This window comes from Cronobacter sp. 153480017-3 (genome assembly GCF_053627815.1).
Map to the genome: position 1 here is coordinate 683,637 of NZ_JBSEYN010000001.1, position 14,310 is coordinate 697,946.

A 14,310-nucleotide genomic window follows, 5' to 3' on the forward strand; every position below is an offset into this window, starting at 1 on the left:
CTCCAGACACAACCGAAGCTATTGTGAAGGACTACTGAAAGCTTATTAACGCTCAACCCTTACTAAGTCAGGAGAGTAAGGGAATCGATAATTTCATGTTCTGTATTTTCAATCTCCAGATTGAGAATTTCAGAAATACGTTGAGTTCTTAATCCTTTGTTGATGTTAAACAAATCCATTTTATCCAGCGCATACATGGTGAGTGCGGTTAAGACAGCAGACAAAAATGAGGCCGCAATTATACTTAACGGCTCACCCATGCCCATGCCACTGAGCCAGCTTTCGATAGCGATACCCGCAAACATAGTTACCGAGCCTGCAATGAGCTTTAGAATGGCATCGCCTTTTTGCGCAGGTGATTTGTTTGCGTCCCTCAGGATAGGAGCAATTTGCATCAATATTTTTACGCCTTCCTTAACTACCCGAGCGATTTTTTTAAATACGCCAACGAAGCAGTTAAGGATCCCTTCGAGCAGCATGCTGATGAAGTTTTTAAAAAAGGAGAGTAGTCCACCTTTTAAAAGGTTAGCTGCCTTTTCCATAATATGCATTTTCATCCGGCCAAAGCGTTCCTTAAGCGCCTCTTTGAAACTATTTGCGGCAATCCCATCTTCAATGCCATTTCTGAGACAGTCATTTAACTCATAGTAGAGCGGTTTTATTGCAAATAAAATCACTTCTCCCAGCAGTTGGTGTCCCGCAGCGTTGCCCGCATCGACAGCCAGTCTCTGTTGAACTTCTCTGTTGCTTTTGACATTACCCCACACTGTTTCATTTGTTTTCTTATCTAAGGCAATTTGTGCTTCGTCCATTCTCTTAATTTGATTCGCTTTGACTTCTTTGTCTTTTTCCGTAAGAACTATTTTATTCTGCTTATTTTTACTAAGTACGTAGCCCTGGTCAATTTGCTGTTGTAATTCGTCACGCGTCAAATCATGTTTAGCTTTATTGCCACCGGCATTACTTACCTGGCTGGTAATCACAATATTTTCTTCAATATTGATGATGTCTTTTATGTCATCAACAGTCAATGCTTTGTTGCTCTTGAGATTTTTGCAAAGTTCTGCGCAAGGCACCACATGATCTGCTTGAGCAGCTTGCCCCGGTAAACCTTCACTTTTGGCATGTTTCTTGTTTTTATAAATAACGCTATCAGGATCATAACCATCTTGGGCAGTATTCTCGTCACCAAAATACTTTTCTTTAATCGGATCTGAATCTTTTCGCATCGTGGTTACGTTGCCATCGCGAGTCATTTTTCCCTTATAGTAGACTGACCGTTTATCAAATATCGCGATGTTCACCTGCTCATTGAGCTGTTCGGTATAACTATCAATCGTCGTATTGCTCTGCGGTTTGGCATACGAAAATACTTTGCATTCGTTATAGAGTCGTGACGCGGTGATCCCTTGCTTAGTACCAAGCTTAAATGACCGCATGGTGCCATCGATAAGGCCAAGGAAGACGGGTTCCAGAATTGAATTAGAGCCGCTTTCCGCATCCATATTTGCGATTAAATCAGTAATTTCTGCGATATCTGAATCTTTAACTTCGTAACTATAGAGTTCGCCAACATAGGCAGCAGCCATATCGTTATTTTCAATAAACCGGGCATCTTCGGCATTGATTAGGCTTAATCCAAACAAATCAGGCATCGCCAGGTTACCTTTCCTTGCTGCTGATTGGTGCTGTCGAATGTTAGCTAATCGCATTTTATGTCGTTGAGCATTATCCATGTCACTATCCTATATCCAGCAAGCAATTAGAAACTGTCAGAATCCATGGGCGGTTTGGAGGCTACCTTCAGTAAATTCGGCAACTGTATTGATAATGATGTTGAAGATTTCTTCGTGTTCACTGCTAGTAAAGGCATGTTTTTTGATCAACGCTTTGGCTGAATTTGTTGAGGGTGGGTTACTTCTCATTTCTGAAATTTTATTTTGTGTAATTGCAGGCAGCTGCGCTCTCGTACCTATCCCGCAAATCAGCCAGTCCAGCTCTTCCATCAAATTGTCTGTGAGTTTACGACTAGTGGAAGCGCATGCTATGCCAAGTCCGAATGCAGCGACAATGAATTGGTCACGATTGGCAATTTGATCCAACAGCGCGGTGATCTGGCGTTTCAGTGCATGCATTTCGGCAGTATGGCGAGCCCGCTCCTCATTCCTGCCTTGATTAATATCACTCTGGCGACGGGCTTCAGTTGCAGAGTCATCCGCAACGCTTGCAGCCGCTCCAGCAGCACCTCCCACTACAGCAGCCCCTACAGCAAGAGCCTCTGCACCGAGCAGTGATCCTGCTAATGAAGCAGCACCCAAGACCGAGCCGCCACCCGTGAATGGAGCTAAAGCAACAGCAGCAACACCTACTGCAACTCCACCTGCGCAATACCCTACAATCTTCACTAATTTCATTCATCGCCTCAGATTATTATAATTATCTGATTAATAAAAATACGATCATTTTTATTCGTTCAAAACTTAATATCTTCTAATGTTGTTCATAATTCAAGGTGGACGAGAAACAGAAAAAAACTTCAGTAACTGACCTGCTCCGCGTTGATTAAGACACCTCAATGTTGGCCATGTAGTTGTTGGAGCTGCGAATTTCCACTCTTCGCTCATAAGGGACAACCATACTCAAATCTCCCACATTGCAGGAGATTTGAGTATGAACACGTCACCGTGGAACAAAGACCGTATCATCGGCCAAAAAAGACCACTTCAGATATCTCATATCTGGGGGATCAGAATCCGACTTGAACTGGAAGGTAAAACGCGCGATTTAGCTCTGTTCAATATGGCCCTGGACAGTAAGCTTCGGGGCTGTGATCTGGTCAAACTCAAAGTATCTGATGTTGCATATGGCAGCTCTGTTTCAAGCAGAGCAACGGTTTTGCAACAGAAAACCGGTAGTCCTGTGCAATTTGAGATAACCAAAGGGACCAGAGAAGCTGTTTCTGCATTGATAAAGCTTGGCAATTTGCACAGTAAAGACTTCTTGTTTCGGTCTCGGGTCGGAACTAACCAGCACATTTCAACCCGGCAATACAACCGAATCTTTCATGGGTGGGTAGAAAAGCTTGGTCTCGACGATTCGCTGTACAGCACACATTCCATGAGAAGAACAAAACCTTACCTAATCTACAAGAAAACTAAGAACCTCCGGGTGATCCAACTTCTGTTGGGCCATAAGAAACTCGAAAGCACAGTCCGTTATCTGGGCATTGAGGTCGATGATGCGTTAGAGATCTCGGAGTCGATTGAAGTCTAGGGTTGTCGGGGCTGCAACAGCAGCCCTGTGCCAGTTGCGGAAGTTACTGAGAACAATCGGTGCCAATCAATAGGGAGCAGGTCAAGAGGCTGCATCAGTGCGGCCCGCAGTTTACTGCAGGCCTGAGAGGATCGGGTTGCACGTTATGTGCCTGGCGATCCCGTTATGTACCGCTAACGCTGTTGAGCTGCTACTTTGTCGCGATGAATAAAGAGAGACATATACCAAATGTCATCTTCGATGGCCGACATGACCACACCGGTTGTACGCGTCAAATGACAGTAACTATGAAGTAATTGCAGGGTCGTCTTTATGATCATCACATGCGTGCGGTACAGAGTGTCTGCGTTAATCTGCAGACCATATGTAGCAAGTTTTCCTTGCACTTCTGCGCTCAGGGTGTGCTGATTATCAAAGGCATTGAAAATCGGCAGAACCTTCAGGTCACTCATGTAAACATTGCGGCTGCCCTGGCGAAACTTTTCCTGCGCCGCAGAAAGGTATTCGTCGGCCAGGCGAATTTCAATCATGGCAGCGCCGAGATATCCCGGCCAGCTGGCCAGTGTCCCTGTGTGCATACGTAACCTTGTCTTACGGCTACCCCAGTTGCTGAAGAACTTCTGCACCCGTTGCGGATTATTGAAATCACGGATAGTGATCAGCGGCACGTCTCTCAGGCTTGGCCTGAGACTGGCTTCATTGAATGAGTGTTCGACGTCAAGTAATCTTTCAATATAATTTTCATTTAATTTCAAGTTGTTATTGCGAACCAGTACTGATGCTGCACTCTTTGCACCGAGCGTTACCTTCAGATACTGCATTATCATTTCATGACTGGCCATTAAGGTCAGGCGGGTAGCAAATTCAGGCGTAACGGAGTTGTTAATCCGTTCAGGACCATTTTTTCTCGCAGGCAGTATCCCTGTGACGATCAACCAGCAGTAGGCCTTCAGTGGTGCATCCACAAACTCCCAGGCCAGACAGCGTTTCACCAGATCGCGCCGAACCAGCGCCGAATAGCCAGCAAACTCTTCCTTTAGGGTTTCAGCGATTTCCAGCGCATAACGAGTATCAAAACCTGTCGCTTTCTCGATGACAACAAGCATAAACGCCAACTGGTAATTGGTACTGTAACGATCATAATCTGCAATGGTTTCTTCAGGAAGATCTATCGCTTCAACATCCACAGGAATCGCCTCTATCAGCTCATCACGCGTATTCGCCAGGTAGACTTCCAGAAAGCAGTAAGCCATATGTTTGATGGCTTCTGCATTAGCACCGGTATAGTGTTCTTCAGCCATCTGATTTACACGCGTCACGATTTCCTTTGTCTGTTGCCGCTCAGCAGCAGTCATTCCGCAATGAACTACCAGTTGATCAAAACAGAGCTGATCCACAAAGTCCATCGCTGCTTTCTGTTCTTTCGTAATACGAGTCATTTTTCTCTTCCTGGGACGTTGAATACGGCTGGCGCTATTATGTTGAGTTAGCTGGGCATGGGCTATTGCGAAAAAAACTGTACTTTTTTCTACACTAAGCTGGCAATCGGGAGGGCCTTTGGTAACTCGAATTATCGCTCCAGTAAGAAATATCTGCTTTGAGCTCCAGGAAGGGGATGAATAATCCAGTGACAGTTATCAAAGAGAATGCAGTCTTCATGTACAGAACAGCTTAAGACATGTGGTGTTTCTTCAGAAGAAATAATCGACACATTCATTTTCAGCACCATAGCTTTTGACATTCTCCCTATTAACTGGCGCTTTGGATAATTAGTTAAAGTTGTATAATCAGTGAGAAGAAGTTTTAACTTCCGCTCCTCGCTCAAAGCGGACGTTATCTTGCATTATAAATGTGTAAACATCACTTTTACCAAGCCCGCACGGTCGGCACATCTGCAAGCCGTGTCGTATAACACGGCGACAGCATCTCCCGCTTCATCTGCCACGACTGCTGGATACCCTGCCCCGCAAAATAGAGTGTTCCCCTGCCCTGCTGGTTGAGTCTGTCCATCAGTGACATCAGCGCCTCGCTGTTCGCGCGCGGCGCGTTCTCGTCAAACAGGTTCAGCTGCGCCACGCCCTGGCTGAAAAAGTCACCCAGCATAACGCCCGCCTTCTGGTACCGGTGGCCGTCGCGCCAGACCGCATCAAGGCAGCGCGTCGCCGCGGCAATTATGTCGCGCGTGTCCTGTGTGGGCGTCAGCAGCTTAGTCCCGCCGTGATTGCGGTAATACGGCTCAGCAGAGAACGGCGACGTTTTCACAAACACCGAAATGTACCGGCAGAACTGATGCTCGCCGCGGAGCTTTTCTGCCGCGCGCGCCGCATAGCTGCATATAGCCTGGCGCATCGCTTCATAGTCGGTGATGCGCTCACCAAACGAGCGGCTGCAGACGATTTCCTGTTTCGCCGGGGCAAACTCTTCGATCTCCAGGCAGGGCTCGCCGCGCAGCTCGCGCACGGTGCGCTCCAGCACGACGTTAAAGTGTTTGCGGATAAAGCGGATGTCGGTATCACAGAGCTGCAAAGCATTTTTGATGCCCATTGTCTCCAGCTTTCTGGCAATACGCCGGCCGACGCCCCAGACTTCCTCCACCGGCATCAGCGCCATCAGCCGCCGCTGGCGCGCCTGGTTCGACAGGTCCACCACCCCGCCCGTCTGCGGCCACTCTTTGGCCGCGCGATTGGCGAGTTTAGCCAGCGTCTTCGTCTGGGCGATACCGACACCACAATGAATTCGCGTGTTACGCCGCACCGTCTCGCGTATCTCCCGGCCAAAATCAGCCAGGTCGCGACAGTTCCGCACACCCGTCAGGTCACAGAATGCTTCATCGATACTGTATACCTCAACGCGCGGGCACAGTTCCTCAAGCGTGGTCATCACCCGCTGGCTCATGTCGCCATAGAGTTCATAGTTGCTTGAGAAGGCTATGATCCGCTGTGGAAACTGCATCTCGCGAAGCTGGAACCAGGGCATGCCCATTTTTATGCCAGGCGCGTTGGCTTCGCGGCTGAGCGCTATCACGCAGCCATCGTTATTCGAAAGCGCCACAATGGGCTGACTGGCCAGATCCGGACGGAATGCCGTCTCGCAACTCGTATAGAACGAGTTCATAACAACCAGCGCGAACATTGCGGTGCAGAGTGTGTATTACGCAAATGACAACGCCGACGATGTCGAGGTCGTCGGCGTCATAAACAGCGATAGGCGGGTAAGCCGGGTTCTCGGCGCGCAGCTGCGCCACCGGGTACGTCACCAGCCTTTTAATGGTGAACTCGCCGCCAATACTGGCGACCATGATGTCGTTATGCTTCGCGTGCAGACTGAAGTCCACCAGCAAAAGCGAGACGCCAGGGATGCCATATTTTTCAATCTTATCAGCGAGTCAGGCCTGTTAAACCTGCATATTCATAATATCCTGGTACGCCGCAACCAGCTTGTTGCGCACCTGGATGCCCATCTGCAGCGAGATAGACGATTTTTGCAGGTCGACCATCACATCGTTCAGCGCCACGCCCGGCGTGCCGATTGCGAATTTTTCCGCCTGAGTGCGGGCGGCGTTTTGCGTATCGCTGATACGTCCAAGCGCGGCCTGTAACTCTCCGGCGAAACTCACGGAGGGCGGGGTCTCGACAGCATTATTGCGCGCCACCTGCATGGTGGCCTGCATCTGCTGGAGTACCCCTTCAATACCCTGAATAGCCATCTTTTACCCCTGGATGATTTTTCAACGGGGTGCAGAGTAACACTTTGTCAATGGGATAAAGGCTCTAAATAACGATAAAAAACCAACCTATTTGACCCATAGAAAAACGCGCGACAGCCAATAATGACCCTCGCCATCCAAGTGGAACTTTAGTCGTGCTTGCCGACCCGGGAGTCCGTTTTGCTTCATAACACGCATTATTCTGTCAACGCTGAGTCAAGAGGGGCGCAATGACTGCCGCAGCTTCAACTCAAACGCCACAAAATAAAACCGTAGAGTGGCTCAACCGCTTACGCGCAAACCCGAAGATCCCCTTAATGGTGGCCGGGGCCGCCGCGGTGGCTATTATTGTGGCTCTGGTGCTCTGGGCAAAACAGCCGGAGTACCGCGTGCTTTACAGCAATCTGAGCGATCAGGACGGCGGCGCTATCGTCACCCAACTGACTCAGATGAATATTCCTTACAACTTTGCGGATAACGGTGCCTCTATCATGGTGCCTGCCGAGAAGGTGTACGATCTGCGTCTGCGTCTCGCCCAGCAGGGGCTGCCGAAAGGCGGCGCCGTGGGCTTTGAGCTGATGGATCAGGAAAAATTCGGCATCAGCCAGTTCAGCGAGCAGGTTAACTACCAGCGCGCGCTGGAAGGCGAGCTGGCGCGCACCATTGAGACGTTAGGTCCGGTGAAGAATGCGCGTGTTCACCTCGCCATGCCGAAACCCTCTTTATTTGTTCGCGAGCAGAAATCCCCTTCCGCGTCGGTCACCCTGAACCTGCAGCCGGGCCGCGCGCTCGATGATGGCCAGGTCGCCGCCATCGTGCACATGGTGTCCAGCGCCGTTGCGGGCCTGCCGCCGGGCAACGTAACGCTTGTGGATCAAACCGGCCGCCTGCTGACGCAGTCCGGCACCGGCGCTCGTGATCTTAACGACGCGCAGCTCAAATACGCCTCCGATGTTGAAGGCCGTATTCAGCGCCGTATCGAATCTATCCTTGCGCCTATCGTCGGCACCGGCAACGTCCATGCCCAGGTCACCGCGCAGATCGACTTCTCTAATAAAGAACAGACCGAAGAGCAGTACCGTCCGAACAGCGACCCGTCGCAGATGGCCGTCCGCTCTCGTCAGCTGAACACCAACGACCAGGTGGGCGGTGCCTATCCGGGCGGCGTACCGGGCGCGCTCTCTAACCAGCCTGCACCGGCCAACAGCGCACCGATTGACGCGCCTGCCGGCCAGAACAATGGCCAGAACGCCAACGGTCAGAATGCGAATGGTCAGAACGCGCAGCGTACTCAGAGCACCAGCACGGCAGGCGCCAGCAGCGGCCCGCACAGCAGCCAGCGTGATGAAACCACGAACTACGAAGTGGATCGCACCATTCGCCACACCAAAATGAACGTGGGCGACGTGCAGCGTCTCTCCGTCGCGGTGGTGGTGAACTACCGTCAGCTGGGCAATGGCAAGCCGCTCGCGCTGACTGCCGAGCAGCTGAAACAGATTGAAGACCTGACCCGCGAAGCGATGGGCTACTCCGACAAGCGCGGCGATACCCTGAACGTCGTTAACTCGCAGTTTACCGCGAGCGATGAATCGGGTGGCGAACTGCCGTTCTGGAAGCAACAAGCGTTCATCGATCAGCTTCTCTCCGCAGGCCGCTGGCTGGTGGTGCTGATTGTCGCCTGGCTGCTGTGGCGTAAAGCGGTCCGTCCGCAGCTGCAGCGCCGTGCTGAAGAAGTGAAGCGCGTCCAGGAAATGCAGCAGCAGCGTAAAGAAGTGGAAGAGTCCGTGGAAGTTCGCCTGAGCAAAGACGAACAGACGCAGCAGCGCCGCGCTAACCAGCGCCTGAGCGCCGAAGTGATGAGCCAGCGTATCCGCGAAATGTCAGACAACGATCCGCGCGTGGTCGCGCTGGTCATCCGCCAGTGGATGAGTAACGAGCTATGAGTAACGCTAATTCCAACGCTAATGCCAATGGTCTGTCGGGTACCGATAAAAGCGCCATTCTGCTGATGACCATCGGTGAAGACCGCGCGGCGGAGGTGTTCAAACACCTCTCGCCTCGCGAGGTGCAGCACCTCAGCGCCGCGATGGCGAGCGTGCGTCAGATCTCTAACAAACAGCTGACTGACGTACTGGCGGAGTTTGAACAGGAAGCGGAACAGTTCGCGGCGCTGAGCATCAACACCAACGACTACCTGCGTTCGGTGCTGGTCAAAGCGCTGGGCGAAGAGCGCGCCTCCAGCCTGCTCGAAGATATTCTCGATTCCAAAGAGACCACTTCGGGTATGGAAACGCTCAACTTTATGGAGCCGCAGAGCGCCGCCGACCTTATTCGCGACGAACACCCGCAGATTATCGCCACCATTCTTGTGCACCTCAAACGTGCCCAGGCGGCGGATATCCTGGCGCTGTTCGACGAGCGTCTGCGTCACGACGTGATGCTGCGTATCGCCACTTTCGGCGGCGTCCAGCCGGCGGCGCTGGCGGAGCTGACCGAAGTGCTGAACAACCTGCTCGACGGCCAGAACCTCAAGCGCAGCAAAATGGGCGGCGTGAGAACAGCGGCGGAAATTATCAACCTGATGAAAACGCAGCAGGAAGAAGCCGTTATTACGGCAGTGCGCGAATTCGACGGCGATCTGGCGCAGAAAATCATCGACGAAATGTTCCTGTTCGAAAACCTGGTGGAAGTCGACGACCGCTCCATCCAGCGCCTGCTGCAGGAAGTGGAGTCCGAATCTCTGCTTATCGCCCTCAAAGGCGCCGAGCAGCCGCTGCGCGAGAAATTCCTGCGCAACATGTCGCAGCGTGCGGCCGATATCCTGCGCGACGACCTGGCCAACCGCGGGCCGGTGCGTCTGTCTCAGGTGGAAAACGAACAGAAAGCTATCCTGCTCATCGTCCGTCGTCTGGCGGAAACCGGCGAGATGGTAATTGGCAGCGGCGAGGATACCTATGTCTAATAAGCTTCCCTGGCAGCGCTGGATGCCGGATGACCTCTCCCCGCCTGTAATGCCGGAATTCACGGCATTCGACGAGACGGTCAGCGGCGAAAGCGAAGAAGTCGACGAAGAGCAGTTACGCCTGCAGCAACAGCAGCAGGCGCTGGTGATGATGCAAACCCAGGCGCATGAGCAAGGCTTTAATGCCGGGCTCGCCGAAGGGCGTCAGCAGGGCTTCGAGCAGGGCCGCCAGGAAGGCCATTCCAAAGGATTCGAACAGGGGCTCGCCGAAGCGCGCGCCCAGCAGGGGCCAATACACGCGCGTATGCAGCAGCTGGTGAGCGAGTTCCAGTACACCCTGGACGCGCTCGACAGCGTCATCGCCTCGCGCCTGATGCAGATGGCGCTGGAAGCCGCGCGCCAGGTGATCGGCCACGTTCAGGTGGATAACAACCACCTGATTAAGCAGATCCAGACGCTGTTGCAGCAGGAGCCGCTGTTTAGCGGCAAACCGCAGCTGCGCGTGCATCCGGACGATTTACAGCGCGTCGAAGAGATGCTCGGCGCGACCTTAAGCCTGCACGGCTGGCGTCTGCGCGGCGACCCGACGCTCCATCCGGGCGGCTGCAAAGTCTCTGCCGATGAAGGCGATCTCGATGCGAGCGTGGCGACGCGCTGGCAGGAACTGTGCCGCCTGGCCGCACCAGGAGTGGTGTAATGACCGCCCGTCTGACCCGCTGGCTCAATACGCTCGATAACTTCGAGACCAAAATGGCGCAACTGCCGTCGGTGCGCCGCTACGGCCGCCTGACACGCGCCACCGGCCTGGTGCTGGAAGCGACCGGGCTGCAACTGCCGCTCGGCGCGACCTGTATTATCGAACGTCAGGAAGGCACGCAGCTCCAGGAAGTGGAAAGCGAAGTGGTCGGTTTTAACGGCCAGAAACTGTTTTTAATGCCGCTTGAAGAAGTCGAAGGCATTCTGCCGGGCGCGCGCGTTTATGCCCGTTCGGGGGGGGGCGAAGGGTTACAGAGCAGCAAACAGCTGCCGCTCGGCCCGCAACTGCTTGGCCGCGTGCTGGACGGCGCGGGCAAGCCGCTTGATGGTCTGCCCTCCCCTGACACCGAAACCACCGGCGCGCTTATCACCCCGCCGTTTAACCCACTGCAACGTACCGCCATTGAAGATGTGCTGGACGTGGGCGTGCGCCCGATTAACGCCCTGCTGACCGTCGGTCGCGGCCAGCGTATGGGCCTGTTCGCGGGCTCCGGCGTCGGTAAATCGGTACTGCTCGGCATGATGGCGCGCTACACCCAGGCGGATGTCATCGTGGTCGGGCTTATCGGCGAGCGTGGCCGTGAAGTCAAAGACTTTATCGAGAACATCCTCGGCGCCGAAGGGCGCGCCCGCTCGGTGGTGATTGCCGCCCCGGCGGATGTCTCTCCTTTATTACGTATGCAGGGTGCCGCCTACGCCACCCGCATCGCAGAAGATTTCCGCGACCGCGGTCAGCACGTTCTGCTGATCATGGATTCGCTGACCCGTTACGCGATGGCGCAGCGTGAAATCGCGCTGGCCATCGGCGAGCCGCCTGCGACCAAAGGCTACCCGCCTTCGGTGTTCGCCAAACTGCCCGCGCTGGTCGAGCGTGCCGGTAACGGCATCAGCGGCGGCGGCTCGATTACCGCGTTTTATACCGTACTGACCGAAGGCGACGACCAGCAGGACCCGATCGCCGACTCCGCGCGCGCCATTCTCGACGGCCACATCGTGCTGTCGCGCCGCCTCGCGGAAGCCGGTCACTATCCGGCGATTGATATCGAAGCGTCCATCAGCCGCGTGATGACAGCCATCATCAGCGAAGAGCATTACGCGCGCGTGCGGACCTTCAAACAGCTGCTTTCAAGTTTCCAGCGCAACCGCGATCTGGTGAGCGTTGGGGCTTATGCCAAAGGCAGCGATCCGATGCTGGATCGCGCCATTACGCTGTGGCCGCAACTGGAAGCGTTTCTGCAGCAGGGTATTTACGAACGTTCCGGTGTAGAGGATGCGTTGCAGGCACTGGAACTTATCTTCCCGTCAGTTTGATGAGGTATGAGGGAGGTAGCCATGAAACAAAATGGCGCGCTGAACACGCTTAAAGATATGGCTGAGAAAGAAGTCGACGATGCCGCGTTGCGGCTTGGCGAAATGCGTCGCGGCTGTCAGCAGGCGGAAGAACAGTTGTCGATGCTGATGAATTATCAGCAGGAATATCGCAATAACCTGAATCAGACCATGACCCAGGGGATTGCCAGTAACCGCTGGGTGAATTACCAGCAGTTTATCCAGACGCTGGAGAAAGCGATTGAACAGCATCGCCTTCAGCTTACGCAGTGGAATACCAAAGTCGATCAGGCGCTCTCGTTCTGGAAAGAGAAAAAGCAGCGTCTTCAGGCCTGGCAAACGCTCCAGGACCGGCACGCCAGCGCGGCGCTGCTGGCGGAAAACCGGCTCGATCAAAAAAGAATGGATGAATTTGCCCAGCGGGCATCAATGAGGAAAGGCGAATGATTACGTTGCCCAATGTTGTGCTTACCAGTGACGTCGATGCGACTGGCACCGGTGCCGGGCTGAAAGGCGTCGATGCGAAAAGCGGCGACGCGGCGCAGGATTTTCTGGCGCTGTTAGGCCAGCATTTCTCAGGCAAGCTGCCGTTTGCCGACGGCAAAACGCTGTCGCTCGCGCAGTTGCAGGGTGCCGGTAAAGAGACGCTGGCGGGTAAAACGCTGGCCGATGCTACGGCGGGCCAGCAAGGCGTGCAGAACGATCTCGCGCGTCTGCTGGATCAACTGACCAACGGCGAGATCACCCCGGCCGATCTGACGCTTGCCGCCGGCGACGCGCAGGCAGTGACGGCGGACGCCGCGAAGCCCGCGCTGAAAACCGCCGGTCTTGACGACGATAAAAAACTCAGCGACGAAGATATGGCCGCGTTAAGCGCCCTCTTCGCGATGCTGCCGCAGACCCAGCAGCCGAACGCGGCGGCTGACGCACCAATGCAAACCCAGGCGCAGGGCGTTGCCGCGCTGAGCGCTAATGGTTTTAGCCCGACGGCAAGCCTGACCCAGACGCTCGGCAACGCCAAAAGCGATGCCAAAACCAGCGCGAAAAGCGATGACGCCGCCACCCCGCTGACGGCCGCCGCTGCGACTGCGCCGGTCACCGGCCAGGCCGCTTCGGATGTTGTCGCGCCGGTCTCGACGGTCGATAAAACCGCCGCGGATGTGAGCAGCACGCAGGTGCCGCATAACCTGAACCTGCACGCGCTGGCCTCCACGACCACGCAAGGCACCCAGAACACCACGCCGGCAATGACGATGCCGACCCCGCAGGTCACCGCGCCGCTCGGCACCCCGGACTGGCAGAACTCGGTGAGCCAGCACATCACGCTGTTTACCCGCAACGGCCAGCAGAGCGCCGAACTGCGCCTGCACCCGGAAGAGCTGGGCGCAGTGCAGATCAGCCTGAAGATTGATGACAACATGGCGCAGGTTCAGATGGTGTCGCCGCACAGTCATGTGCGCGCAGCGCTGGAAGCCGCCCTGCCGACGCTGCGCGCGCAGCTCGCGGAAAACGGCATTCAGCTCGGTCAGAGCAGCATCAGCAGCGAAAACTTTAGCGGTCAGCAGCAGCAAAACAACCCGCAACAGTCTGCCGCATCCCGTTCTGGCGGCGCTTTTAGCCTGAATGGTGAAGAAGAGGCGATTGCCGCTCCGGCAAGCCTTCAGGCAGCCGCTCGCGGCAACGGCGCGGTCGATATCTTTGCCTAACGCCAGAGGTAACGTGATTATTCCCGTTTTTTCCAGGCTTTGACTGCGCGCAGAGACGGGATAATCACTCTATCGCAGTACTGATACAGGAAACCCGAGTCTGATGACTGACAGCGCAATCACCAAAGGTAAAGGCCGTAAACGCTCCATCTGGATCCCGTTACTGGTCATTATAACTCTCGCTGCCTGTGCGACGGCAGGTTACAGCTACTGGCGTATGCAGCAGCATGGCACCACCGCGGCTAAAGCGGCGCCAGAACCGCCGCCAGCGCCGGTCTTTTTCGCACTGGACACCTTCACCGTGAACCTGGGTGATGCCGACCGTGTGCTGTATGTCGGCATTACGCTGCGTCTGAAGGACGAGGCGACCCGCCAGCGTCTTAGCGACTACCTGCCGGAAGTGCGCAGCCGTCTGCTGCTGCTCTTCTCCCGTCAGGATGCCTCACAGCTCGCGACCGATGAAGGCAAACAGAAGCTGGTGGAAGCGATTAAACAGACGCTTTCCGCGCCGCTGGTGGCAGGACAACCGAAGCAGGTAGTGACTGACGTCCTCTACACTGCCTTTATTCTGCGGTAAA

14 protein-coding genes are annotated in these 14,310 nt (G+C 54.5%); 8 read left to right on the forward strand and 6 right to left on the reverse strand.

The window, feature by feature from the left end:
* Nucleotides 1–62: 62 nt before the first annotated feature.
* Together ACUW6V_RS03370 and ACUW6V_RS03375 are read right to left on the reverse strand one after the other, a co-directional pair.
* On the reverse strand, nucleotides 63–1,736 hold the full coding sequence (locus ACUW6V_RS03370) for a hypothetical protein (RefSeq protein ID WP_454037998.1): 1,674 nt from the start codon (nucleotides 1,734–1,736) through the stop codon (nucleotides 63–65).
* Between the two features lie 36 nt (nucleotides 1,737–1,772).
* Nucleotides 1,773–2,414, reverse strand: coding sequence for a hypothetical protein (locus ACUW6V_RS03375; protein ID WP_012124395.1), 642 nt, complete (start codon nucleotides 2,412–2,414; stop codon nucleotides 1,773–1,775).
* Nucleotides 2,415–2,670: 256 nt separating this feature from the next.
* Here ACUW6V_RS03375 and ACUW6V_RS03380 point away from each other — a divergent pair, with 256 nt between their 5' ends.
* Entirely contained in the window at nucleotides 2,671–3,273 is a 603-nt protein-coding gene (locus tag ACUW6V_RS03380; protein ID WP_045514381.1) for a site-specific integrase, read from the forward strand.
* Between the two features lie 173 nt (nucleotides 3,274–3,446).
* Here the strand turns inward: ACUW6V_RS03380 and ACUW6V_RS03385 are convergent, their stop codons facing one another.
* From ACUW6V_RS03385 to fliE, 4 genes are all read right to left on the reverse strand, one after another.
* Entirely contained in the window at nucleotides 3,447–4,712 is a 1,266-nt protein-coding gene (locus ACUW6V_RS03385) for a hypothetical protein (protein ID WP_012124392.1), read from the reverse strand.
* 427 nt (nucleotides 4,713–5,139) lie between these two features.
* A complete protein-coding gene (locus ACUW6V_RS03390) occupies nucleotides 5,140–6,405 on the reverse strand; it encodes a Y-family DNA polymerase (protein WP_454037999.1) in 1,266 nt (421 codons plus the stop codon).
* Complete coding sequence (locus ACUW6V_RS03395) at nucleotides 6,308–6,646, reverse strand: S24 family peptidase (protein ID WP_454038055.1); 339 nt, start codon at nucleotides 6,644–6,646, stop codon at nucleotides 6,308–6,310. Before ACUW6V_RS03395 ends, ACUW6V_RS03390 begins: the two co-directional genes overlap by 98 nt.
* Before the next feature lie 21 nt (nucleotides 6,647–6,667).
* Nucleotides 6,668–6,979 (reverse strand): flagellar hook-basal body complex protein FliE, encoded by a 312-nt coding sequence (fliE, locus tag ACUW6V_RS03400; protein WP_004384862.1) that lies wholly within the window; start codon nucleotides 6,977–6,979, stop codon nucleotides 6,668–6,670.
* Nucleotides 6,980–7,209: 230 nt separating this feature from the next.
* Between fliE and fliF the strand changes: the two genes are divergently transcribed.
* The 7 genes from fliF to fliL all read left to right on the forward strand — a co-directional run bounded on the left by fliF (nucleotide 7,210) and on the right by fliL (nucleotide 14,309).
* Nucleotides 7,210–8,922, forward strand: a complete 1,713-nt coding sequence (gene fliF / locus ACUW6V_RS03405) for a flagellar basal-body MS-ring/collar protein FliF (RefSeq protein WP_029039567.1) — start codon at nucleotides 7,210–7,212, stop codon at nucleotides 8,920–8,922.
* Nucleotides 8,919–9,941, forward strand: a complete 1,023-nt coding sequence (gene fliG / locus ACUW6V_RS03410) for a flagellar motor switch protein FliG (RefSeq protein WP_004384858.1) — start codon at nucleotides 8,919–8,921, stop codon at nucleotides 9,939–9,941. The genes fliF and fliG overlap by 4 nt, the downstream gene beginning before the upstream one ends.
* Nucleotides 9,934–10,638, forward strand: coding sequence for a flagellar assembly protein FliH (fliH, locus tag ACUW6V_RS03415; RefSeq protein WP_004384855.1), 705 nt, complete (start codon nucleotides 9,934–9,936; stop codon nucleotides 10,636–10,638). Before fliG ends, fliH begins: the two co-directional genes overlap by 8 nt.
* The gene (fliI, locus tag ACUW6V_RS03420) at nucleotides 10,638–12,008 is read left to right on the forward strand and encodes a flagellar protein export ATPase FliI (protein ID WP_012124387.1); all 1,371 of its coding nucleotides are present in this window, start codon (nucleotides 10,638–10,640) and stop codon (nucleotides 12,006–12,008) included. Before fliH ends, fliI begins: the two co-directional genes overlap by 1 nt.
* A gap of 21 nt (nucleotides 12,009–12,029) precedes the next feature.
* Nucleotides 12,030–12,473 (forward strand): flagellar export protein FliJ, encoded by a 444-nt coding sequence (gene fliJ / locus ACUW6V_RS03425; protein ID WP_004388146.1) that lies wholly within the window; start codon nucleotides 12,030–12,032, stop codon nucleotides 12,471–12,473.
* A complete protein-coding gene (fliK, locus tag ACUW6V_RS03430) occupies nucleotides 12,470–13,732 on the forward strand; it encodes a flagellar hook length control protein FliK (protein ID WP_454038000.1) in 1,263 nt (420 codons plus the stop codon). The genes fliJ and fliK overlap by 4 nt, the downstream gene beginning before the upstream one ends.
* A 103-nt stretch (nucleotides 13,733–13,835) precedes the next feature.
* Nucleotides 13,836–14,309, forward strand: coding sequence for a flagellar basal body-associated protein FliL (gene fliL, locus ACUW6V_RS03435; RefSeq protein ID WP_004388144.1), 474 nt, complete (start codon nucleotides 13,836–13,838; stop codon nucleotides 14,307–14,309).
* Nucleotide 14,310: the final 1 nt, after the last annotated feature.

Coding starts and splice junctions, on each gene's coding strand:
- fliK (WP_454038000.1), top strand. CDS start 12,470: ATGATTACGTTGCCCAATGTTGTGCTTACCAGTGACGTCGATGCGACT.
- fliI (WP_012124387.1), top strand. CDS start 10,638: ATGACCGCCCGTCTGACCCGCTGGCTCAATACGCTCGATAACTTCGAG.
- fliF (WP_029039567.1), top strand. CDS start 7,210: ATGACTGCCGCAGCTTCAACTCAAACGCCACAAAATAAAACCGTAGAG.
- fliG (WP_004384858.1), top strand. CDS start 8,919: ATGAGTAACGCTAATTCCAACGCTAATGCCAATGGTCTGTCGGGTACC.
- ACUW6V_RS03375 (WP_012124395.1), bottom strand. CDS start 2,414: ATGAAATTAGTGAAGATTGTAGGGTATTGCGCAGGTGGAGTTGCAGTA.
- ACUW6V_RS03370 (WP_454037998.1), bottom strand. CDS start 1,736: ATGGATAATGCTCAACGACATAAAATGCGATTAGCTAACATTCGACAG.
- fliL (WP_004388144.1), top strand. CDS start 13,836: ATGACTGACAGCGCAATCACCAAAGGTAAAGGCCGTAAACGCTCCATC.
- fliJ (WP_004388146.1), top strand. CDS start 12,030: ATGAAACAAAATGGCGCGCTGAACACGCTTAAAGATATGGCTGAGAAA.
- ACUW6V_RS03385 (WP_012124392.1), bottom strand. CDS start 4,712: ATGACTCGTATTACGAAAGAACAGAAAGCAGCGATGGACTTTGTGGAT.
- fliH (WP_004384855.1), top strand. CDS start 9,934: ATGTCTAATAAGCTTCCCTGGCAGCGCTGGATGCCGGATGACCTCTCC.
- ACUW6V_RS03390 (WP_454037999.1), bottom strand. CDS start 6,405: ATGTTCGCGCTGGTTGTTATGAACTCGTTCTATACGAGTTGCGAGACG.
- fliE (WP_004384862.1), bottom strand. CDS start 6,979: ATGGCTATTCAGGGTATTGAAGGGGTACTCCAGCAGATGCAGGCCACC.
- ACUW6V_RS03380 (WP_045514381.1), top strand. CDS start 2,671: ATGAACACGTCACCGTGGAACAAAGACCGTATCATCGGCCAAAAAAGA.